27 protein-coding genes are annotated in these 21364 nt (G+C 73.7%); 15 read left to right on the forward strand and 12 right to left on the reverse strand.

What is annotated here, in order from left to right; all coding sequences use genetic code 11:
• The first annotated feature begins 140 nt into the window (after positions 1-140).
• The 5 genes from IE331_RS15685 (at position 141) to IE331_RS15705 (ending at position 4269) form a co-directional block, all read left to right on the forward strand.
• Complete coding sequence (locus tag IE331_RS15685; RefSeq protein ID WP_192144408.1) at positions 141-671, forward strand: hypothetical protein; 531 nt, start codon at positions 141-143, stop codon at positions 669-671.
• 217 nt (positions 672-888) lie between these two features.
• Positions 889-2409, forward strand: a complete 1521-nt coding sequence (locus IE331_RS15690; RefSeq protein ID WP_318646838.1) for a SulP family inorganic anion transporter — start codon at positions 889-891, stop codon at positions 2407-2409.
• A 22-nt stretch (positions 2410-2431) separates the two neighbouring features.
• Positions 2432-3355, forward strand: coding sequence for an alpha/beta hydrolase fold domain-containing protein (locus IE331_RS15695; protein ID WP_201931849.1), 924 nt, complete (start codon positions 2432-2434; stop codon positions 3353-3355).
• Entirely contained in the window at positions 3352-3876 is a 525-nt protein-coding gene (locus IE331_RS17055) for a DUF421 domain-containing protein (protein WP_192144410.1), read from the forward strand. Before IE331_RS15695 ends, IE331_RS17055 begins: the two co-directional genes overlap by 4 nt.
• A gap of 78 nt (positions 3877-3954) precedes the next feature.
• Positions 3955-4269, forward strand: a complete 315-nt coding sequence (locus tag IE331_RS15705) for a hypothetical protein (RefSeq protein WP_192144411.1) — start codon at positions 3955-3957, stop codon at positions 4267-4269.
• On the opposite strand, the gene IE331_RS15710 is transcribed toward IE331_RS15705, so the two are convergent.
• Positions 4200-4865 (reverse strand): GNAT family N-acetyltransferase, encoded by a 666-nt coding sequence (locus tag IE331_RS15710; RefSeq protein ID WP_192144412.1) that lies wholly within the window; start codon positions 4863-4865, stop codon positions 4200-4202. The genes IE331_RS15705 and IE331_RS15710 overlap by 70 nt on opposite strands.
• 77 nt (positions 4866-4942) lie before the next feature.
• Between IE331_RS15710 and IE331_RS15715 the strand changes: the two genes are divergently transcribed.
• Positions 4943-6082 (forward strand): GNAT family N-acetyltransferase, encoded by a 1140-nt coding sequence (locus IE331_RS15715; RefSeq protein ID WP_192144413.1) that lies wholly within the window; start codon positions 4943-4945, stop codon positions 6080-6082.
• Here IE331_RS15715 and IE331_RS15720 read toward each other — a convergent pair.
• Together IE331_RS15720 and IE331_RS15725 are read right to left on the reverse strand one after the other, a co-directional pair.
• Positions 6031-6507, reverse strand: coding sequence for a PGPGW domain-containing protein (locus tag IE331_RS15720; RefSeq protein ID WP_201931850.1), 477 nt, complete (start codon positions 6505-6507; stop codon positions 6031-6033). The two genes, IE331_RS15715 and IE331_RS15720, sit on opposite strands and share 52 nt — an antisense overlap.
• 22 nt (positions 6508-6529) lie before the next feature.
• Entirely contained in the window at positions 6530-6787 is a 258-nt protein-coding gene (locus tag IE331_RS15725) for a GlsB/YeaQ/YmgE family stress response membrane protein (RefSeq protein WP_192144414.1), read from the reverse strand.
• Between the two features lie 118 nt (positions 6788-6905).
• Here IE331_RS15725 and IE331_RS15730 point away from each other — a divergent pair, with 118 nt between their 5' ends.
• The 7 genes from IE331_RS15730 to IE331_RS15760 all read left to right on the forward strand — a co-directional run bounded on the left by IE331_RS15730 (position 6906) and on the right by IE331_RS15760 (position 11883).
• On the forward strand, positions 6906-7886 hold the full coding sequence (locus IE331_RS15730) for an SDR family NAD(P)-dependent oxidoreductase (RefSeq protein WP_192144415.1): 981 nt from the start codon (positions 6906-6908) through the stop codon (positions 7884-7886).
• Positions 7887-8070: 184 nt separating this feature from the next.
• Positions 8071-8694, forward strand: a complete 624-nt coding sequence (locus IE331_RS15735) for an SGNH/GDSL hydrolase family protein (protein ID WP_192144416.1) — start codon at positions 8071-8073, stop codon at positions 8692-8694.
• Positions 8695-8869: 175 nt separating this feature from the next.
• The gene (locus tag IE331_RS15740; protein WP_192144417.1) at positions 8870-9394 is read left to right on the forward strand and encodes a type 1 glutamine amidotransferase domain-containing protein; all 525 of its coding nucleotides are present in this window, start codon (positions 8870-8872) and stop codon (positions 9392-9394) included.
• A 142-nt stretch (positions 9395-9536) separates the two neighbouring features.
• Positions 9537-10019 carry a glutathione peroxidase gene (locus IE331_RS15745; RefSeq protein WP_201931851.1) on the forward strand — a complete coding sequence of 161 codons (483 nt, stop codon included), beginning with the start codon at positions 9537-9539 and terminating at the stop codon, positions 10017-10019.
• Positions 10020-10028: 9 nt separating this feature from the next.
• On the forward strand, positions 10029-10679 hold the full coding sequence (locus IE331_RS15750; protein WP_192144418.1) for an SDR family oxidoreductase: 651 nt from the start codon (positions 10029-10031) through the stop codon (positions 10677-10679).
• Between the two features lie 31 nt (positions 10680-10710).
• Positions 10711-11331, forward strand: coding sequence for a hypothetical protein (locus tag IE331_RS15755; RefSeq protein ID WP_192144419.1), 621 nt, complete (start codon positions 10711-10713; stop codon positions 11329-11331).
• Positions 11332-11451: 120 nt separating this feature from the next.
• Complete coding sequence (locus IE331_RS15760) at positions 11452-11883, forward strand: glyoxalase superfamily protein (protein WP_201931852.1); 432 nt, start codon at positions 11452-11454, stop codon at positions 11881-11883.
• 149 nt (positions 11884-12032) lie between these two features.
• Here the strand turns inward: IE331_RS15760 and IE331_RS15765 are convergent, their stop codons facing one another.
• The 5 genes from IE331_RS15765 to IE331_RS15785 form a co-directional block, all read right to left on the reverse strand.
• Positions 12033-12197 carry a hypothetical protein gene (locus tag IE331_RS15765; RefSeq protein WP_192144420.1) on the reverse strand — a complete coding sequence of 55 codons (165 nt, stop codon included), beginning with the start codon at positions 12195-12197 and terminating at the stop codon, positions 12033-12035.
• 75 nt (positions 12198-12272) lie between these two features.
• Positions 12273-14444 carry an MMPL family transporter gene (locus IE331_RS15770; RefSeq protein WP_192144421.1) on the reverse strand — a complete coding sequence of 724 codons (2172 nt, stop codon included), beginning with the start codon at positions 14442-14444 and terminating at the stop codon, positions 12273-12275.
• A gap of 127 nt (positions 14445-14571) precedes the next feature.
• Positions 14572-15393 (reverse strand): sulfite exporter TauE/SafE family protein, encoded by an 822-nt coding sequence (locus IE331_RS15775; protein WP_192144422.1) that lies wholly within the window; start codon positions 15391-15393, stop codon positions 14572-14574.
• A gap of 7 nt (positions 15394-15400) precedes the next feature.
• Entirely contained in the window at positions 15401-16774 is a 1374-nt protein-coding gene (locus IE331_RS16840) for an MBL fold metallo-hydrolase (RefSeq protein ID WP_192144423.1), read from the reverse strand.
• A gap of 17 nt (positions 16775-16791) precedes the next feature.
• Positions 16792-17097, reverse strand: coding sequence for a rhodanese-like domain-containing protein (locus IE331_RS15785; RefSeq protein WP_192144424.1), 306 nt, complete (start codon positions 17095-17097; stop codon positions 16792-16794).
• Between the two features lie 111 nt (positions 17098-17208).
• Between IE331_RS15785 and trxA the strand changes: the two genes are divergently transcribed.
• On the forward strand, positions 17209-17595 hold the full coding sequence (gene trxA / locus IE331_RS15790) for a thioredoxin (RefSeq protein ID WP_192144425.1): 387 nt from the start codon (positions 17209-17211) through the stop codon (positions 17593-17595).
• A gap of 55 nt (positions 17596-17650) precedes the next feature.
• Positions 17651-17914, forward strand: a complete 264-nt coding sequence (locus IE331_RS15795; protein WP_192144426.1) for a metal-sensitive transcriptional regulator — start codon at positions 17651-17653, stop codon at positions 17912-17914.
• A gap of 19 nt (positions 17915-17933) precedes the next feature.
• Here the strand turns inward: IE331_RS15795 and IE331_RS15800 are convergent, their stop codons facing one another.
• From IE331_RS15800 to IE331_RS15815, 4 genes are all read right to left on the reverse strand, one after another.
• On the reverse strand, positions 17934-18614 hold the full coding sequence (locus IE331_RS15800; protein ID WP_192144427.1) for a Pr6Pr family membrane protein: 681 nt from the start codon (positions 18612-18614) through the stop codon (positions 17934-17936).
• Between the two features lie 10 nt (positions 18615-18624).
• Positions 18625-19563, reverse strand: coding sequence for a GNAT family N-acetyltransferase (locus tag IE331_RS15805; protein WP_192144428.1), 939 nt, complete (start codon positions 19561-19563; stop codon positions 18625-18627).
• 305 nt (positions 19564-19868) lie between these two features.
• A complete protein-coding gene (locus IE331_RS15810; protein ID WP_192144429.1) occupies positions 19869-20510 on the reverse strand; it encodes a response regulator transcription factor in 642 nt (213 codons plus the stop codon).
• A 123-nt stretch (positions 20511-20633) separates the two neighbouring features.
• A complete protein-coding gene (locus IE331_RS15815) occupies positions 20634-21260 on the reverse strand; it encodes a YceI family protein (protein WP_192144430.1) in 627 nt (208 codons plus the stop codon).
• Between the last annotated feature and the right edge of the window lie 104 nt (positions 21261-21364).

The raw sequence follows: 21364 nt of genomic DNA on the forward strand, positions 1-21364 counted from the left end.
AGGGCGCAACAGGTGCCGGGCGGCCGACTATTCCTGCCGCGGACGTCGCCGGGCGGCGCGGTGTGACCCGACTCACGCTCCCGGGCCCGGCCACGGGCCGGGCTACCGTGGGACCCCAGCAACGTCGAGGAGGTCTGCGGGTGACCGGTCCGGGTGTCCTGGCCGCCGGGCTGCCGGCGCTGCTCCTCGGCGCGCTCCTGCTCGGGGCCTGCTCGGGTGCCGACGAGCCGGTGGACCGGGCCGAGACCGAGGCGACAGCGACCCCCACGGGCCCGACGTCGGGCGGTGCGAGCCCCGACGAGGGTCCGCCCGCCGGCACCGAGACGGTGCTGTCGGTGCCGCCAGGGGGCGGGGCGGGCCGCTGCCTGCCCACGACCGCGGAGCACCTGACGGGTGCCGAGCTCGCCGTCGACGCCACCGTGCTGACCCGGGACCGCCGGGAGGTGGTCTTGGAGCCGACCCGCTGGTTCGCGGGAGAGCCGACCGAGACGCTCACCGTGCGCGCGGTCCCCGAGGTGCTCAGCTCCCTGCTGCTCGCGGTCGACCTGCGCGAGGGGGAGCGCTACCTGGTGGCCGCCGACGCCGAGGGGACGCTGATGGTCTGCGGCTTCAGCGCCACCTGGACCCCCCGGCTCGAGCGGATCTACGAGGAGGCCTTCGGCGGCCGGTGAGCAGGATCACGGGCGGGCCCGGCGTCGACGTTTCACCGGGATCGGCAGCCCGGCCCTACACTGGAGCCTTGATCCGGCGGCGTCACGCACACGTCGGCCGCGCTGCCTCTGCAGCGCCCGGTCCAGCGCGCGGCCTCGGGGTCACGCTGCGGCCCGGCCACCCGCACTGACGTTCTCCCGCGCGATGGGGGGACACGATCCCGCCACGGAGACCCACGTGACCACCCCTGCGCTGCCTGCCGAGCGGCCCGCCGCCCCCGCCCTCCCCGACGACTCCGTGCGCCACGCCCTGCGCACCCCCAGCATCCTGCGCCGAGAGATGGTCGCCGGGCTGGTCGTCGCCCTCGCCCTCATCCCGGAGGCGATCTCGTTCTCGATCATCGCCGGCGTCGACCCGCGGGTCGGGCTGTTCGCGTCGTTCACGATGGCCGTCAGCATCGCCTTCCTCGGCGGTCGGCCGGCGATGATCTCCGCGGCGACCGGTGCCATCGCGCTCGTGATCGCCCCGGTGTCGCGCGAGTACGGCCTCGACTACCTGATCGCCACCGTCATCCTCGGCGGCATCCTGCAGCTGCTGCTCGGCCTGGCCGGGGTGGCGAAGCTGATGCGCTTCGTGCCCCGCTCGGTGATGGTCGGCTTCGTCAACGCCCTGGCGATCCTGATCTTCCTCGCCCAGCTGCCGCACCTGGTCGACGTACCGGCGCTGGTCTACCCGGCGGTCCTGCTCGGCATCCTGGTCATGGTGGCCCTGCCGCGGATCACGAACGTCGTGCCCGCGCCGCTGGTGGCGATCGTGCTGCTGACCGCGATCACCCTCGCGGCCGGCTTCGCGCTGCCGGACGTCGGCGACGAGGGAGACCTGCCCGAGTCCCTGCCCAGCCTGCTGTTCCCCGACGTGCCCCTGACGATGGAGACGCTGCGGATCATCGCCCCCTACGCGTTGGCCCTCGCCCTGGTCGGGCTGCTCGAGTCCCTGCTCACCGCGAAGCTCGTCGACGACATCACCGACACCCACTCGGACAAGTCCCGCGAGTCGCTCGGGCAGGGTGCGGCGAACGTCATCACCGGCTTCTTCGGCGGCATGGGCGGCTGCGCCATGATCGGCCAGACGATGATCAACGTGAAGGCCTCCGGCGCCCGCACCCGGATCTCCACGTTCTGCGCCGGGATCTTCCTGCTGATCCTGGTGGTCGGCTTCGGCGACGTCGTGGGGATGATCCCGATGGCGGCGCTGGTCGCGGTGATGATCATGGTCGCGGTGGCCACGTTCGACTGGCACAGCGTCGCCCCGGCGACCCTGCGGCGGATGCCGAAGAGCGAGACCACGGTGATGCTCTCCACGGTCGCGGTCGTGGTCACCACCCACAACCTGGCGATCGGCGTCGTGGTCGGCGTGCTGGTGGCGATGACGCTCTTCGCCCGCCGGGTCGCCCACCTCGCCGCGGTCCGCCGTGAGCTGGTCGAGGACGAGCACGGCGGCGCCCACGCCCGCTACACCGTGACCGGGATGCTGTTCTTCGCCTCCAGCAACGACCTCTACGCCCAGTTCGAGTACGCTGCCGACCCGGACCGGGTCGTCATCGACCTGAGCGCCTCGCACGTCTGGGACGCCTCCACGGTCGCGGCCCTGGACGGGATCACGACCAAGTACGAGCGCAAGCACAAGACGGTCGAGATCGTGGGGCTCAACGAGGCGAGCGCGCACATGCACGACCGGCTCACCGGCCGGCTGCCCTGACCGGGGTCGCTACCCTCGGTCGGTGATCTCCGACGCCGCGACCGCGACCGACCCGACCACCGGCGCCAGCTGGCAGACCCGGGTGCTCTGCCTGTTCCTCCGACTGGCGAAGAGGCGTCGCTGGACCACCGCGGCGGCCGGGGAGCGCACCCTGGCCCGCGCGAAGGGCGACCCGACCCCGCCCCGATCGCTGACCCGGCACCGTGAGGTGACCACGCGCACCGTGGCCGGGTTCGCGGTGCACCGGGTGCTGCCGCGCTCGGGGGTGCGGGAGCGCGGCGCGGTGGTCTACCTGCACGGGGGCGCCTACGTCAGCGAGATCGTCTCCCAGCACTGGTCGCTGGTGGCCGACCTCGCCGACGCGACGGGCCGTCCGGTGCACGTCCCGATCTACGGCCTGGCGCCGCAGCACGGCGCGCTCGAGGCCCGCGCCCTCGCCTCGAGGGTCGTCGCCGAGGCGGCCGCCGAGGGCCCGGTGCACCTGCTCGGGGACTCGGCCGGCGGTGGCCTGGCGCTGCTCGCCGCCCAGCACCTGCGCGACACCGACGGCCCCCGGCCGGTCGGGATCACCGTGATGGCGCCCTGGGTCGACCTGACGATGGCCAACCCCGGCATCGACGAGATCGAGCCCTACGATCCCTGGCTGGCCCGTCCGGGTCTGCGTCCGGTCGCCGCGGCCTGGGCCGGCGACGTACCGCTCGAGGACCCGCGGCTCAGCCCGATCCACGGTGACCTCGCCGGGCTGCCCCCGATCACCGTGCACGTCGGCACCCGCGACATCACGCTCGCCGACAGTCGCCTGCTGCGGGACCGGGTGCGGGCCGCCGGCGGGACGGTCCACCTCGACGAGGTGCCCGGCTCGCCCCACGTCCACCCGCTGCTGCCCACCCCCGAGGGTCGCCGGGCCAGGGCTCGGCTGCTGGCCGGCGTCGGTGGGGTCGCGTGAGCGAGCAGTTCACGATCAGCCCGCTGACCGCGGTGACGGTCGTCGTCACGACCGTGTGCATCTACCTCACGTTCATCGTCCTGGTGCGGCTGCTCGGCTCGCGCAGCCTGACGGTGATGTCGAGCTTCGACTTCGCCTGCGTGGTCGCCTTCGGCGCGGTGCTGGGTCGGACCGCCCTGCTGGCCGAGCCGACGCTGGCGATCGGCGTGGTGGCCCTGACGACGTTCTTCGGGATGCAGGGGCTGCTCGGCCTGGTCTCCCAGCACCGGCGGCTCGACCGGCTGGTGAACCGGGCGCCGCTCCTGCTGGTCCGGGACGGCGGACTGCTGCACGCGAACATGCGCCGCGCCCACGTGGCCGAGGACGAGGTGCGGCAGGCGGTGCGCCGGGCCGGCCTGCACACGCTGCGCGACGTCGGGTACGCCGTCCTGGAGCGCAACGGGACGGTCAGCGTCATCCGGGCCGGCGCGCGGGTCGACCCCTGGCTCCTCGCCGACGTGGGGACCGCGGCCGGCCGTTGACAGCCGCCCCGGCGCGGGGTTTCGTGGGCACCCGGAGAGCAGCACCCGCGCAGCACCGCACCACCCACGGGGGAGCAGATGGACGACGCGGACGACCGGACCCGCACCGATGCCGAGACCGACGGCGGGGCGGGCAGCGAGACGGGCAGCGAGACGGGCGACGAGACCCCGGTGGGCAGCGGCACCGAGGAGCTCTCGGAGGCGGAGCAGGAGCAGATCGAGGCCGAGCGCCGGGAGCGGCTCGACCCGGCCAACCGTCCCGACAACGTGGAGGTCGACAACACCGACCGGGACTTCGACGCCACCACCGGGCAGTTCACCGATCACGAGACCGACCCGGACATCGGCCCCTTCCCGGCGCCCGGCGAGGACGCCGACTCCGCTGAGGACTGAGCCGCCGCCCACTCCTCGGACAGCTGCGCGTAGCCGTAGCCGTCCAGCCACCGGCCCGACCGGTGCAGCGACTCCCGGACCGTGTGCTGCTCGCGCCGCATCCCCAGCCGCTCCATGAGCCGCCACGAGGACTCGTTGTCGGCGAAGCACTGCGCGATGACCCGACGCAGCCCGAGCTCCTCGAAGCAGACCCGCACCAGGGCGGCGACGGCCTCGGTCGCGTAGCCCTGCCCACCGTGCTCCGGGTGCAGGACCCACCCGAGCTCGGCCTGCACGCCCCGGACCCGCTCGGCCACCTCGGCCTGGCCCCAGCCGTCCTCGATCGCGATCATGAGGTCGCCGACGACCTCCCCGTCGTGCTCGATCACGAGGGTCTTGGCCAGCCGCTCCGGCTCCCGGAAGTGCTCCGCGTACGCCGCGGCGTCGCCCGGCGCCGCCGTGATCCACCGCGCGACCTCGGGCAGCCGTCGGAAGGCCCAGGTCGGCTCCGCGTCGGCGGCGGTGGCGGGCCGGATCGTGAGCCGCGCGGTGCGCACCGGCCAGGCGACGGCGGCCAGCGCGGGCCGCCCGGCGGCGGGGGTCGGCAGGTCGGGCATGCCAGGAATTGTGCCCAACCGCGCCCGCGGCCGGATATCGAGTTGCCGGGGTCGACCCCGGCCCGGAGACTGACGCGGTGCGCTACCCCGACGACGTACCGGTCCTGAGCGACGGCTCGGTTACCCTGCGCGCCCTGCGCCTGGACGACGTTCCACGGGTGGTGGAGCAGTGCACCGACCCGGCGAGCATCACGTGGACGACCGTGCCGGTGCCCTACGACGAGGCGGAGGCGCGGACCTGGATCGGCCGGGTCGTGCCGGCCGGCTGGGTCGAGGGGGTCGACCTGACCTTCGCGGTTGAGCACGAGGGTGCCTTCGCCGGTTCGGTCTCGCTGCGGCCACGGGGTGGCTGGGAGGCCGAGATCGGCTTCGGCCTGCACGCGGACGCCCGCGGGCGGGGAGTCATGCGCGCCGGCCTCGACCTGCTGCTGGACTGGGCGTTCGCGGACCGCGGCCGCCGGGTCGTGCACTGGCGGGCCAACGTCGGCAACTGGGCCTCACGGCGGGTGGTGTGGTCGCTGGGCTTCACTTTCGGGCCGACCGTCCCCGGGCTGCTCGACCACCGGGGCACGCCCACGGACGGGTGGACCGCCTGGCTCGGGCGGGACGACCCGCGTCGGCCGGGTGCCCCGTGGCACGAGGTCTCCACCCTCGAGGACGGCGACCTGCGGCTGCGGGCCTGGCGCGACGCCGACGGCGCCGGGCTCGTGGAGACCGGGCGGGACCCGGTGCTGCGCCGGTTCCTGCCCGGATCGCCGCTGCCGACCCTCCCGGAGGAGGTGACCGGCTACCTGGACCGGGTCCGGCTCGGCGTGGTCACCGGCGAGCGGCTGGCCTGGTGTGTCGCCGACCGGGAGACCGACGCCGTCCTCGGTGGGGTGGCGCTCTTCGACCTCGAGGGACCCGAGCAGGCGGGGGCCGCGCAGGTCGGCTTCTGGTCGCACCCGGCCGGGCGGGGGCGCGGTGTCACCACGCGGGCGGTGCGGGCCCTGGCCGGGCACGCGTTCCGGGAGCGGCCGGCTGGCCTGGGCATGCGCCGGCTCTACCTGCTGACCGCCGCGACCAACACCGGTGCCATTCGGGTCGCCGAGCGGGCCGGATTCGCCCACGTCGGCACCGAGCGGAAGGGTGCGCTCGTGGCCGACGGGTTCGTCGACAACGTGGTCTACGACCTGCTCGCCGGCGAGTCGTCCGGCTCCTGGTCCTCGGGCCGGTAGGGGCGGTGGCGGTAGCGGCGGAAGCTGTAGACCAGCAGCCCGAGGGCGAACAGGCCGGAGCCGATGAGCGTGACCCCGGTCGCCCAACCGCCCACCAGCCACCAGCTCTCCCGCAGCGGCCACCAGCCCGGCACGGGGGCGGCGCTGCCCCAGTAGACGCCGAGGCCCACCAGCCACGCGCAGCCGGCCACCGAGGCGGCGATCCGCGGCCAGGTCTGGACGCCGTCGGAGGCGGCCTGGAGTGCGCGCCACTTGACCGGCTCCACCCGCCTCTCCGCCCAGGCGTACTGCTGGGAGAGGACGACCAGGCCCGCGAAGAGCAGGAGCAGGCCGGGACCGGGGAGCACGAGGGCGGCGATGCCGACCAGCACCAGCGTCCAGCCGACCACCTCGAGGGCCACCCGGCGTACCGCCGCTGCGCCCATCCTCCCGACCATCATGGGCGCGTCAGGAGACCTTCTTGCGACCAGCCATGCTCTCCGCGACGCCGATCAGCAGGACCGCCGCGATGACGGCGAAGACCGTCCCCCAGAAGTTGAGCTCGGTGATCTCGCCGACCCCGAGGGCGCTGGCGATGGTGCCGCCGATGACGGACCCGACGAGCCCGAGGATCAGCGTCCACAGGATGGTGAGGTTCTGGCGGCCGGGCTTGACGAGCCGGGCAAGTGCGCCGACCACGAGTCCGAAGACGATGAAACCGATCACGAGGACCTCCCAGGTCACGGGTACGTGTCCGCCCAACCTACCTCCCGGGTCGGCACCGGCCGGCGAACGACGCCGCGGCCGCGGATCCGATCAGGACCGCGTGGCTACCGTGGCGGGCATGAGCATCCTCGCCCGGAAGGTCGCCGCCGGCCTCGACACCGCGATGGACCGCACCGTCGCGCCAGGCTTCACCCGGATCGGGATGGGCGTGCGCAGCCGGCTGCCCGGGTGGCCGGCCGACCCGCCGCCGGGCGCCCTGGCCGGGCGGGTGGCCGCGGTCACCGGGGCCACCTCGGGTCTCGGCCTTGCCACTGTCGAGGAGCTCGCCCGCCTCGGCGCGACAGTGCGGCTGGTCGTGCGCGATGTGCCCAAGGGGGAGCGGGTGCGCGCCGAGATCCTGCAGCGGGTGCCGGGTGCCGACCTGCGGGTCGACCGGTGCGACGTCGCCGACCTCGACGACGTACGCCGCTTCGTGGCCGAGGCCGACGGGCTCGACGACCTCGACCTGCTGGTCCACAACGCCGGCGCCATGCCGGCCACCAGGACCGAGTCCGCCCAGGGGCACGAGCTGACGATGGCGCTGCACCTGCTCGGGCCGCTGCTCATGACCGAGCTGCTGCGCCCGGCGCTGAAGGGGAGCGTCGACGGCGCCCGGGTCGTCTTCGTCACCTCGGGCGGGATGTACGGGCAGCGGCTGCGCGCCGACGACCCCGAGTACGTGCGCGGGGAGTACTCGGGCACGACCGCCTACGCCCGCAGCAAGCGGGCCCAGGTGGAGCTGATGCCGGTGCTGGCCGAGCGGTGGGGCACGGACGGGATCAGCGTGCACGCGACGCACCCCGGCTGGGCGGACACCCCGGGAGTCGTGGACTCGCTGCCCACCTTCCACCGGGTCCTCGGCCCCCTCCTGCGGGACGCGCGCGGGGGAGCGGACACGACCGTGTGGCTGGCGGCGGTCCGTCCGGCGCCGCCCGGCGGGCTGCTCTGGCACGACCGGCGGGACCGGCCGACCCACCTGCTCTCCCGCACCCGCACCGGCGACGCCGAGCGGCGCGAGATGTGGGAGTGGGCGCGCGACCAGGCCGGGCTGACCGGCTGATCCGGGACGGGCGGACCGGGCTGGGGGGACCGGGACGGGGGGACCGGGCTGGGGGTGATCGGGCTGGGGCTGACCGGGCTGGCGGGCGATCCGCGGGTTCTGGCACACGGGGTCGGGGCAGCGACTACGATCTGGGCACGCCGGCCCGCTTGGGGAGCCGGGGGCTCTCCTGGGGGACGATCTGATGCTGGACGACGCTCGCGTCTCCGTGCGCCGCGGCAGCGTGCTGCTGCTGCCGATCCTGACGGTGCTGGGCGCGACCGCGGTCGTCGTACCGTCGCCGCCGGCCGAGTCCGTCTCGGCGCGGGCGTCCGTCAACGGCCGGACCGTCGTGCTCGGCGACTCGCTGTCCTACTGGGGCGGCGGTGAGCTGCGCGCCCGGGTCCCTGGCGTGGAGGTGCGCGGCAAGCGCGGGCGTCCGGTCACCGAGCTGCCCGGCATGATCGAGGACTACCTCGCCACCGAGGGCGCGCCCTCCCGACTGGTGATCGCGCTCGGGACCAACAACCGGGCCGGCTGGTCGAAGCAGGACTACGTCGACGCGGTGAGCCTGGTGCCGGCCCGGACCGAGGTGGTCTTCATGAGCGTGCACCGGACCCCCGAGGTCTTCGGGGAGGAGCGGACCCGCACCATGAAGCGCTACAGCCGGTGGATGCGCCGGATCGCCGAGGCCCGCCCCCGCACGCAGGTCGTGCCCTGGCGCCGCAAGGTGATCCGCAACCCCGACCTGCTGCGCGACGGCGTGCACGCGACGTACGAGCGCGGCGAGGACGTCTGGGCCCGGATGCTCGCCCGCGCCCTCCGCTGACCCGTCGCTTGTGTCGGGTCCAGGACCGTCGACCCGTCGCTTGTGTCGGGTTCAGGACCGTCGACCCGTCGCTTGTGTCGGCCCCAGGACCGTCGACCCGTCGCTTGTGTCGGCTGCCGGTGGCCACCCCTGAGGGGGTGCCGAGCGCTGGGACGTCGCTCCTACGCTGGGCGACATGACCAAGCGGATCGCATTCCTCACGGCAGCCGAAGGCATCGAGCGGGTCGAGCTCACCGAGCCCTGGGAGGCGCTCACCGGCGCCGGGCACACCGCCGAGCTGCTGGCACCGGAGGAGGGCGAGGTGCAGACCTTCGATCACCTCGAGGCCGCGGACAAGCACCCCGTGGACCGGGCGGTCGGCAGCGCGTCCCCGGACGAGTACGACGCCCTCGTCCTGCCAGGAGGTGTGGCCAACCCGGACGCCCTGCGCATGGACACCGACGCGGTGGCGTTCATCCGCGACTTCGTGACCTCGGGCAAGCCGGTGGCCGCGATCTGTCACGCGGCCTGGACGCTGGTGGAGGCGGACGTGCTCGAAGGGCGCCGGATCGCCGCGTGGCCGAGCCTGCAGACCGACATCCGCAACGCCGGCGGCGAGTGGTGCGACGAGGAGGTCGTCATCGACGGCAACCTGATCACCAGCCGGAACCCGGGCGACCTCCCCGCGTTCAACGCCGCGCTGCTCGACGCCCTCTCCTGATCAACCCGCCGCTCCCCGCCTCGGCGGGACCCGCGACCTCGCGTGGGTCCGCGAGTCGAGCGCGCGCCCATCCGGTCGCACCGTGTCTCCGAAGCACTGGTGGATGCCGACCTACCGCCACCCAACCGACGAAGGGGACACCGTGACCACGCTCAACGACTTCACCGCCACCACGCTCACCGGGCAGGAGCAGCCGCTCTCGGCGTACGAGGGGAGGGTGGCGCTGGTGGTCAACACGGCGTCCCAGTGCGGCTTCACCCCTCAGTTCGAGGGCCTGGAGAAGCTGCACCAGGAGTACGCCGACCAGGGGCTGGCGGTGCTCGGCTTCCCCTGCAACCAGTTCGGCGAGCAGGAGCCCGGCGAGGCGGACGAGATCGGCGAGTTCTGCCAGCGCAACTACGGCGTCAGCTTCCCGATGTTCGAGAAGGTCGACGTCAATGGACCCGACGCGCACCCGGTCTACCAGTGGCTGCGCCGCGAGAAGCGCGGCCTGCTCGGCGAGAAGATCAAGTGGAACTTCACCAAGTTCCTCGTCGGCAAGGACGGGACCGTGCTCAAGCGCTACGGCTCGACCACCAAGCCCGAGAAGATCGCCGGCGACATCGAGAAGGCGCTCACCGCGTAGGTTGGGCGGATGGAGAAGCCGACCCTGTTGGTCCTCGGCGCCGGCCCGGGCGTCGGAGCCGAGGTCGCGCGTCGCTTCGCCCGGGAGGGGTACGCCGTCGCGCTGGCCGCCCGGTCCGCCGACCGGCTGGCCGGCCTGGCGGACGAGATCGGCGGCACCGCGCACCCGGTGGACCTGACCGATCCGGAGAGCCTGACCCGGGTCGTGCGCGAGGTCGGCGAGGCGGCCGGGCACCTCGACGTACTGCACTTCAACCCGAGCGCGTTCCGGATGGCCGACCCGCTGCACCTGCGGGTCGAGGACCTCCTCGACGACCTGCGCCTGGGCGTCACCCCGCTCCTGACCGCCGTCCAGGCCGCCCGTCCGCACCTGCGCCGGGGGGCTCGCGTCCTGGTCACCGGCAGTGCCGCGGCGGAGAAGCCCTGGCACGAGGCGTGCTCGCTGGGCATGCAGAAGGCCGCGCTGCGCAACCTGGTGGTGAGTCTGGACGCGACGCTGGCCCCGGACGGGATCCGCGCGGTCGCGGTGCAGGTGGAGGGGCTGCTCGCCGACGAGGGGCCGTTCGCTCCGCCCGCCGTCGCCGAGGCCCTGCACGCGGCCGCCGCTCGACCGGACGCGGACTGGACACCGCACGTGTCCTACGCCGGCCCGCCGGCCTGAGCCGTCACCGGCCCGCTGCCATGCTGGTGGGGTGTCGCCCCGAGAACGCTCCCGCTTCCACGGCCGGATCCTCGGCGTCGGCACCACCTCCGGCACCCGGGTCGTGGTCGGTCACTGGCACGACACCCCGCTCGGCGCCTTCTCGGACGCGATGGTCGAGACCCCCGCCGGCCACCGGGTCCTGCTGGCCCCGCGCGCGGAGGTGCGGGACTTCATCGCGGCGACGTACTCGTTCGACGAGATCCGCCTGGAGCCGGTCACGGTGACCCGCGAGGGCGCCGGGTGGAGCTTGGACTCTCCGTCGCTGTCCCTGCGCGTGACGCAGGGTCGTCGCACCGCGCTGGGACGTCTGCTGCGGCTGGTGCCCGCGCGGGTGGCCACCAGTCCGGCGTGGTGCGCTGTCACGGACCCGGTGGCGCGGCTGGTCCTGCGCGGCGTACGGACCCGTGGCACGGCCGGCAACGACCGCCGCGAGTGGTACGGCGCCTCCGACGTGCACGCGATCACCGCGGTGCACGGCTCCTTCGACGGCGCGGACCTGGGCAGCCTCACCGCCGTCGAGCCCCCCGCCCGCTTCGGGTTCTCCTCGACGCCGCGCCGTCCCACGGTGACGTCGGTCGTCACCACCGTCGAGATCCGCGACCCGTCGTGAGTGTCGGCCCCAGGAACGCCGACCCGTCGTGAGTGTCGGCCGGGCCGGGCGGCGCCCGATGATTCCGGCCGTGCGCGGGAGTCCAGACTTGGACAGAAGCGACGGCTCGAGGAGGCAGGTATGGCAGAGGGTGCGATGGACTGGCGGATCGAGGTGATCGTGGTGCCGGTCTCAGACGTCGACCGGGCCAAGGAGTTCTACGTGGACGGGTTGGGGTTCAGGCTCGACACGGACCACGTCGGAGGGGAGCACTTCCGCGTCGTCCAGGTGACCCCGCCCGGCTCCGGTTGCTCGCTGGCGTTCGGCCGCGGACTGGGCGGCGGTGAGCCGGGGACGCTGAAGGGCACCCAGTTCGTGGTCCCGGACGCCCGAGCGGCCGTGGCCCGGCTCGACGAGGCGGGCATCTCACATTCCGGCCTGAAGCACTTCGTCGCCGGGACGATGACCGACGGCCCCGAGCCCGACGACGCCGACTTCGGGACGTTCGTGTTCTTCGACGACCCCGACGGCAACTCGTTCGCGATCCAGCAGGGCCGTCGTCCGGCAGCGTGAGCCCGACGCGAGCTGACTGAGGGCCGCCCGACACAAGCGACGGGTCGGCGCCCCGGGACCGACACAAGCGACGGGTCGGCGGCCCCAGGATCCGACACAAGCGACGGGTCGGCGGCCCGGGATCCGACACAAGCGACGGGTCGGCGGCCTCAGGAGCGGGAGAACAGCCGGCTCAGCCACCCGGAGCCCGGCTCCTTCGGGTGGCCCGGGCAGCGGGCGGACTTCGGGACGCCGGCCATGACCTGGTCGACGTGCTGCCCGCACCCCGCCCAGCTCGCCTTGCCGCAGGTCCGGCAGGTGACGCGTCGGCACATCGTGGTTCTCCTTCAACTCGGTTCCATCGGATCATGACGAGGCGGGCGGCCCCGCGGGACCGCCCGCCCCGGGGGTCAGTCGTGCGCGAAGCGGACCGTGGGCAGCACCCTGGTCAGCCAGCGCGGGCTCCACCACGCCGCCGAGCCGGTCAGTCGCAGCAGCACCGGCAGCAGCACCAGCCGCACCAGGAAGGCGTCCAGCAGCACCGCGAGGCCGAGCACCACGCCCATCTCCTTCGGCGGCAGCGGGCCCGAGAGGGCGAACGTGAAGAAGACCGCCACCATCACCGCGGCGGCGGCGAAGATCACCCGGCCCGAGTGCGCCAGTGCCCCCACCATCGCCTCGCGGGGGTCGCCGGTGCGCTCGTAGTGCTCCTTGGCCGACGCCAGCAGGAAGACCGTGTAGTCCATGGCGATCGCGAAGATCATCGCGAAGAAGAACACCGGCGCCCACGCGTCGAGGAAGCCCTGGCTCTCGAAGCCCAGCAGACCGGCGCCGAAGCCTTCCTGGAACACCAACCGGGCGACCCCGAACGCGGCCCCGGTCGAGAGCAGGCTGGCCAGCGTGCCGAGTACGGCGATGAGCGGGGCCTGCAGTGCCACCAGCAGCAGCACGAATCCGAGCACGAGCACGACGCCGATCACGAGCGGGGTGGAGGCGTCGAGCTGGTCCTTGAGGTCCAGGTTCTCCACGGCGGCACCGCCGACGAGGGCGCTGTCGGGCAGGTCGCCCCGCAGCCGGTCGACCGTCTCGGCGAGCGCGGGATCGGACGGGTCGACGGTGGGTACGGCGCTGATGAGCACCAGGTCGCTGCCGTCGGAGGAGGGCTGGGCCGGGACCGCGGCCGCGATGCCGGGGTCCGCGGTGAGGGCGGCCGCGGTGCCGTCGGCGTCCGCGGCGTCGGCCACGACCTGCAGCGTGCCGGGTGCGCCCTCGCCGAACGCGTCCTGGACCACGTCGTAGCCGACCCGGGCGCTGGCGTCCTCCGGGAGCACCTTGATGCTCGGCATGGCCGTGTTGAGGCCGAGCACCGGAAAGGCCAGTGCCAGCAGCACGAGCAGCGAGGCCAGGCCGAACGCGACCGGTCGGCGCCACAGGCGCTCGCCCCAGGCCGCGAAGCGCGCGGAGCGGTGCTCGCCGGCGTTCACCCACTTCAGTGCGCCCTTGTTGATGCGCAGGTCGAGTTTGGCCAGCACCAGGGGCAGCAGGGTCAGGGTGGCGGCGAGGACGAACAGCACCGCGAGCATGATGCCGCCGGCCATCGACCGGAACGCCGGCGACGGCACCAGCATCACCGCGGACAGCGAGATGAGAACGGTGGCCCCGGACAGCAGGACTGCCTTCCCGGCGGTGTCCATGGTCTCCGCGATCGCCGTACGCACCGGCTTGCCGTGGCCCATCCGGCTGGCTCGGTAGCGGACGACCAGGAACAGCGCGTAGTCGATGCCGAGCGCGAGCGCGAACATCATCGCGAAGTTCATCGCCCAGATCGAGACCGGCACCAGCTCGTTGAGCAGCACCAGCGACCCGGCCGAGGCGACCAGGCCGGCGAGGGTGAGGATCAGCGGCAGGCCGGCGGCGACCAGCGCCCCGAAGGCGAGCACGAGGATCGCCAGGGTCACCGGCCAGGAGTACATCTCGGACGTGAGCATCGCCTCGAGGTTGGCCTCGTTGAAGTCCGACCACAGCAGCGATGCGCCGGTCGGGTTGACCTCGACGGCGCCGTTCGAGAGCTCCTCGAGCGGGCCCTTGAGGTCGTTGGCGGCGCGCACCATGTCGTTGGTGTCGGCGTCGGCACCGGCGAGCAGCACGGCGGTGCCACCGTCCTCGCTGAGCGACACCCCCGGCTGGGGCGGGACGATCTCGCCGATCCGCTCATCGGCCTCGAGCAGGGTGGTGGCCTCGGCCAGCACGGCGTCGCCGCCGTTCTCCGCCAGCGGGCCGTCGTCGCTGTGTACGACGACCTGGATGGCCGAGCTGGCGTTGCCGCCGAAGCTGTCCCGGGCCAGCTCGCGCACCGCCACCGACTCGGAGCCGTCGGCCTGCCAGCCGGCACCGGACAGCTCCTGCTCGACCCGTGGCGCGAAGGCACCCAGGACGACGATCGCCAGCACCCAGACCAGGGTCACCAGGCGGGCGTGGTCGAGGACCCACCCGCCGAGCCGGCCGAGCGGCCCGGGTCCGGTCGGGTCCTCGGGGCGGTCGTCGGCGGGCCGCGGGCGGGCGGCGGGGTCGGTGAGCGTCATGTCAGGCGCCTTTCAAGGTTCGTTCTGAGCGTGCAGGGGGTGGACACAAGCGACGGGTCGGCGGGTCAGGGCCCGACACAAGCGACGGGTCGGCGGGTCAGGGCCCGACACAAGCGACGGGTGGGGGTCAGAGGAGGGCGGGGATGGCCTGCCAGGCGATGCCGACGGCGACGAGGAGCACGACGCCGGTGAAGGCCTGGCCCAGCCGCCGGGTGCCGATCCGGCGGGCGACCCGGGCCCCGACCAGCGCGCCGACCGAGGTGGCCACGGTCAGCAGCAGCACCAGGCCCCAGTCCGGAGCCACGCCGGACCCGGCCCGGACCGCGAGCGCGACCGCGCTGGTCACGGCGATCACGACCAGCGAGGTGCCGGTGGCGTGCCGCAGCGACATGCCGAGGGCCAGGGCGAGGGCGGGGACCACCAGGAAGCCGCCGCCGACGCCGAGGAAGCCGGTCAGCAGGCCCACGACGGTCGCGGTCACCAGCACCTTGAGGGCCCGGGGGCACTGGCAGGCGAACACCGGGCTGAACTGCAGGATCGGCTCGTGGTTCTCGGGTACGCCGTCCTCGTCGTCCTGGCCGCTCCCGCGCAGCGAGCGGTGCAGCATCAGGCCGCCGACGACGAGCATGAGCACGGCGAACGAGGCCAGCAGCACCTCGTCGGAGACCAGGGACGAGGCCCGGGCCCCGACCACGGCACCGACGACCGCCGTGGCGGCGAAGCCGAGCCCGCGTCCGAGCAGCACGGTGCCCGAGCGGTGCGCGGTGACGGCGCCGGTGACCGCACCGACCCCGACCACCACCAGCGAGCCGGTGGTGGCCTGGGCGGCGGACTGGTCGAGGGCGTAGACCAGCACCGGCACGGCCAGGATCGAGCCGCCTCCGCCGAGCGCGCCGAGGCTGACGCCGATGACGACGCCCGCGAGGACGGCGAGGAGGGCCAGGGTCACGAGCCGGTCACGCCTCGGGGCCCACGAGGTGCAGGCCGACGTCCTCGGCGTGGTCGAAGGAGTCGTCGATCGCGACCAGCCGGCGACCGCGGGCGGCGATCAGCGACGCGGCGACCGAGGCCCGGTAGCCGCTGGCGCAGTGCACCCAGATCTCCTCGTCGGGGACCTCGTCGAGCCGGTCCACCAGCTCGTGCAGCGGGATGTTCAGCGCGCCGTCGATCCGGGCCGCGGCGTACTCCTCGGCGCGGCGCACGTCGAGGACCCGCACCTCGCGGTGGTGCCGGACGTCGGCCAGGTCGCCGAACGTGCCGGTGGGGTACGACGCGGGCTCGCCGCCGGCCCACTCCTCCGGGCCGCCGGTGGCGTGGGCGGCCGGCCGGTCGATGCCGATCCGGACCAGCTCGCGCTGGGCGTCGGCCACCTGGTCGGGGGACTCGCCGAGCAGGGTCAGCGGAGTGCCCCACGGGATCAGCCAGCCGAGGTAGGTCGCGAACGCACCGTCGATGCCGAAGTTCAGGCTGCCGGCGGCGTGACCGGCGGCGAAGGCCGTCCGGTTGCGCAGGTCGACGACCCACTCGCCGTCGGTGATCCGGCGCCGCAGCTCGTCGGCGTCGGCGCGGTCCGGCGGGCTGAGGTCCGGCTCGTCCGGCCCGGCCTCGTTGCCGGGGGACATGTGCACGTAGTACGCCGGCCAGGCGCCGAGCCCGGCGAGCATCTCCTCCACCCACTGCTCCCGCTCCTGGGTGAGCGCGGGGTTCTCCCGGCGCTCGCGGCCGATCGTGGACTCGGTGCCGCCCGAGGAGCCGGAGGAGCAGAACGAGCCGAAGCCGTGGGTGGGGAGGACCTCGGCGTCCTCCGGCAGCAGGTCGGCGAGCCGGTGGACGGAGTCGTGCTGGCGGCGGGCCAGCTCGTGGGTGTGCTCGTCACCGAGCAGGTCCGGGCGTCCGGTGGCGCCGAAGAGCAGCGACCCCCCGGAGAACACCGCGACCTCCTCGCCGGTGCCCTCGTCGCGCAGGGCGTAGCTGAGGTGGGTGAAGGTGTGCCCGGGGGTGGCCACGGCGACCAGCCGGATCCGGTCCCCCACGGCGACGGTCTCGCCGTCGGTGACCGGGGTCCGGTCGAAGGCCACGTCGTCCTCGCCGTTGACGAGGTACGCCGCCCCCGTGCGCCGGGCCAGGGCCAGCCCGCCGGTGAGGTAGTCGTTGTGGATGTGGGTCTCGAGCACGTGCGTCAGGCGCAGGTCGTGCTCCTCGAGCAGGGCGAGGACCCGGTCGATGTCGCGCTGCGGGTCGATCGCCGCCGCCACCCGGCCGTCGTGGACCAGGTAGCTGCGGTCGCCGAGGCTCGGGGTCTCGATGGTCAGGATGCTCAGGTCGCTCATGTGCTCCTCCTCGGGACTCAGCGGGTCTGGACGGGGCGCCCGGACCTCTGCCAGGCGCCCGTGCCTCCCGCGACGTTCACGGCGTCGAACCCGGCCTGGTCGAGGACCTCGGCCATGGCGCTGGACCGGTTGCCGGACGCGCAGATCACGAACACCGGCCGCTCCCGGTCGAGCTCGCCCAGGCGGGCGGGCAGCTGGCCCATCGGGATCGGTCGCGCGCCGGGCACGTGGCCCTCGGCGTACTCGTCGGGCTCCCGGACGTCCACCAGGGTGGCGCCGTCCTCGAGGGCGGCCTCGAGTCCTGCGATGTCGGTCTCGCGCATGCTGTCGTGCTCCGTTCCTTCTCGGGAATACCCAGCGGGGTATGACCGGTTGACCTCACCGTAACACCCCCTGGGGTATGGTCAAGTCAACGACGACGGAGAGGTGGACCCATGAGCGCCATCGAGCTGGGTGCGGAGAACTTCGAACGCACCATCACCGAGAACGAGATCGTCCTGGTGGACTTCTGGGCCTCCTGGTGCGGCCCCTGCCGGCAGTTCGCGCCGGTCTACGAGGCCGCCTCCGAGGCCAACCCGGATCTCGTCTTCGGCAGCATCAACACCGAGACCGAGCAGCAGCTGGCGGCGGCGGCGAAGGTGACCTCGATCCCGACGCTGATGGCGTTCAAGGACGGCAGCCTGGTCTTCTCCCAGCCGGGAGCGATGCCGGCGCCGGCGCTGGACCAGCTGATCGCCGCCGTGCGCGAGCTGGACGTGGAGAAGGCCCGGGCCGAGGCCCAGGCGGGCCAGCAGGGCCAGTCGGGGGACGGCACCGCATGAGCGGCCGCCCGACGAGGACCACCGCCCCGGCGGCACCCGAGAGGAAGGACTGACCATGGAGCTCGACGCGACCGAGATGGGTCCGGTCATCAACCGGATCAAGCGCGCCCAGGGCCAGCTCGGCGGGGTGCTGCGCATGCTCGAGGAGGGCCGGGACTGCGAGGACGTCGTGACCCAGCTGGCCGCGGTCTCCCGCGCCCTGGACCGGGCCGGCTTCGCGATCGTGGCCTCGGGCCTGCAGCAGTGCCTGACCACGGGCGAGGGCATGGAGAGCGTGGACGTGAAGAAGATGGAGAAGCTCTTCCTCTCGCTCGCCTGATCCGGCTCAGCCCGCCCGTTCAGTCCGCCCGCGCGAGCGACTCCCGCTCGGAGGAGCGGTCCAGGCGACGGTCGACGAGCCGGGCCAGGGCGAAGAGCCCGACCATCACCGCGCAGACGAGGCCGACGTTGAGCAGGGTGCGCCCGTAGCCGATCTCGAGGACGTCGAGGAACGGGTAGGGGTACCAGTCCACGACCGCCCCCCGGACGAGCGTGTGCGTCAGCCACAGCCCCAGCAGGGCCAGGAACGGGCCGAGCAGGGGCCAGGTCACCCGCCCCCGCGGCTCGAACGCGAGCCAGCCGACGACGGCGAGCGCCGGGACCACCACGTGCAGGAGCGTGTCGGCGGCCTGGTTCCACCCCTCGAGGTCGAGCAGCGGCCGGAGCAGGAAGAAGTGCACGACCATGACGCCGAAGATCACCACCACGGCGCTGATCCGCAGGGCCCGCCACGCCCGGCCGTCCCGGCCCGGGTCGCGGGCCAGCGCGGCCGCCGTCCAGGCCACCAGGACGTTGCTCCAGATGGTCAGGTAGGACGCGAACCGGATCAGCCGGGTCGCCAGCCCGGGGTCCTCGGTCTCGTCGAGCACCGCCGCCCCGCGCGCCACCAGCACCAGCTGGAGCAGGACGGCGCAGGCGGCCGCGACCGCGGTGACGAGATGGAGGGCCCGGGCGTGCCGGGGTGAACGGAGGCCCGTCATGCGGCGCAGGCTATCGGCCCGGCACCCGGTCGGTGGCCGGAACCGGCAGCTCGACGGCCCGGTTGAGCCAGGTCTGCACGACCTCCATCCCCACCCCGAGGTAGAGGTCGAGGGCGCCCGTGCGGGAGTCGGTCGCCAGCTCGGCCCTCGGGAACCCGTGCTCGCGCCCGGCGCGGAAGGCGTCCGCGAGCAGTGCCTGCGCCAGTCCCCGCCGACGGTGGTCGCGGTGTACGCCGACCCGGGCCACGTCGGCGTACCCGTCGGAGCCGGTGACGTGGACCGCGCCGACCACGGCCCCGGTGTCGTCGGTGACCACCCGGAGGTTCCACCCGGCGGCACCCGGCCGCTCCCACACCTGCGCGGCGAAGTCGCCGAGGCTCTGGCGCTCGCGGTCGGACCACTCGAGGAACGCGTCTTCGAGGACCCGCCACACCGCCTCGCGGTCCGCGGGCCCGGCCTCGCGCACCGTGTGGCCCGCAGGCAGGGAGCGGGCGGGCACCTCCCGCCCCTCGGGCAGGCGGAGGACCCACGACTCCCACCGCACCTGCCAGCCCAGGGAGGCGAGCAGCCGGTCGCCCGCCGACCCCCGGGGCACGGGCATCCCGACGCGGGCCGCCCCTCCGGAGGCGGCGACCCGCTGCAGCCAGTGGGCGAGCGCCGTCCCGAGCCCCCGGCCGTGGTGGTCGGGGTGGACGGCGGCGTCGGCCCGGTCGCCGCCGCTCCACTCGGCGAAGCCGACCAGTCCCCCGGCCGCGACCACGCCCACGGTGCTGGCAGCGAGGTCGAAGCTGGGGCGGCGCCACTCGCCGACGATGTCGGCCTCCTCGATGGCGACCTCGCCGAGGTCGGCGAGCTCGTTCGCGGCGACCAGCGCCGTCACGGCCGCGGCATCCTCGTCGACGAGCGGGCGGGCGGTCAGTCCGGCCGGAAGGCCGTCGAGCGGTTCCATCCGTCGATCACAGCAGTCGGCGCGCCGCGGCGCACCTGATTTCTCCTGGGGGCCGTCCTCCTCCGCTCCCCCGAGGGCGGAGGAGGACGCCCGCTGTGGGGCTGGTCTGGGCGCGGCCGGCATTGGGGGCTGGCCGCACCCAGGATCGTGGTCGTCGCCCGCGCGACGAGGCACTCCAGGGGCGGCTTCGACCCTAGAGCGGGCGCCGATCGGGTCGACACACCCGTAGGGGTGGAGTTCCGGGGCCCGGGAGGGGGCGTCGGTCCGGTGGAGCCGGGGTGCGGGAGTCGGCGTGCGGGAGCCGGTCAGTCCGGGTCCTGCACCCGGATCCGGTCGGGCAGGAAGCCGTGCCGGACCCCCCAGAGCACCGCCTGCGAGCGGCTCCGGGCGTCGATCTTGCGATAGCAGGAGCGGATGTAGGACTTGATCGAGTTGATCGACAACGAGGTGCGCTCGGCGATCTCAGCGTTGCTCCGCCCCTGCGTGATCAGGGCGAGGACCTCGGCCTCGCGAGCGGTCAGGCCCTCCTCGCGGCCGGGCCAGTCCCCGCCGATCACCGCGCCGGTGCGACCCGGGTCCGGGGAGACCACGACCTCGCCGTCGACCACGGCGCGCAGGGCCGCGGCCAGCTCGGAGCCGGTCAGCGACTTGGAGAGGTAGCCGGCCACGCCGTGGGCGACGCTGGCCTGGCTGAGCACGTGCCCCAGGTTCCACGTGTAGACGACCAGCCGGTCCACCAGCGGGTTGGCCACCAGCTGGGAGACGGCGTCGCCGTCCCCCTGGGTCTGGGCGAAGGTGTCGTAGAGCGCGATGTCCACCGAGCTGGCCACGGCGGTGTCCGCGTTCAGCTCGACGATCTCGAAGTCGTCGGAGTAGGAGCGCAGCATGTCGGCCAGGCCCCGGACCACGACCTCGTAGTCGTTGACGATGGCGAGGCGGATCGGCATGGGCGTCAATGTAGCCGGGCCCGGCGTCCGGTGCCGAGGGAACTCGACCGGACGCCGGGCCCGTTGTGGCCCGTTGTGGACCGCAGTGGCCCGATGTGGAACGTTGTTGACCGCCGGGACGGATCAGGCGTTGCGGATCGCGGAGACGTCGAAGCTCAGCTTGACCTTCTCCGAGATCAGGACGCCGCCGGTCTCGAGCGCGGCGTTCCAGGTGAGGCCCCAGTCCTTGCGGTTGACCGAGACCTCGCCCTCGAAGCCGACCCGCACGTTGCCGAAGGGGTCCCGGGCGGAGCCGGTGGCCTCGAAGGGCACCGTGACCGGCCGGGTGACGTCCTTGATCGTCAGGTCGCCGGTGACCAGCCAGGTGCTCTCGCCCTCGCGCTCGACGGCGGTGGAGACGAACGTGATCCTGGGGAACTGCTCGACGTCGAGGAAGTCGCCCGAGCGCAGGTGGCCGTCGCGGTCCGCGACGCCGGTGTCGATGCTGGCCACGTCGATCGCGAGCTCGACCGAGGAGTCGGCCGGCCGCTGGGCGTCGATCCGGGCGGCCCCGTCGAAGGTGGCGAAGGAGCCACGGACCGTGGTGACCATCGCGTGCCGGGCCGAGAAGCCGATCCGGGTGTGGGTCGGGTCGAGGGTGTACTCGCCGGTGAGGTCGGCGACCGCGCCGCTCTGGGCGCCCTCGGTGCCCTCCGTGTCAATGCCCTCCGTGTCGGGGGCCTCGGTCTTGGTGCGGCTGAAGATGCTCATCTGTGCTCCTCCTGGGTTTGCGGGTATCTCGTTGAAAGTTGAACAAGCATCGGATCGAGACATTCCTGCCCCAGTGCGTGACCTGCACCACACCTCGGCCTAGA

Origin of the sequence: Nocardioides donggukensis (genome assembly GCF_014842875.1) — a bacterium.
Lineage (GTDB): Bacteria > Actinomycetota > Actinomycetes > Propionibacteriales > Nocardioidaceae > Nocardioides > Nocardioides donggukensis.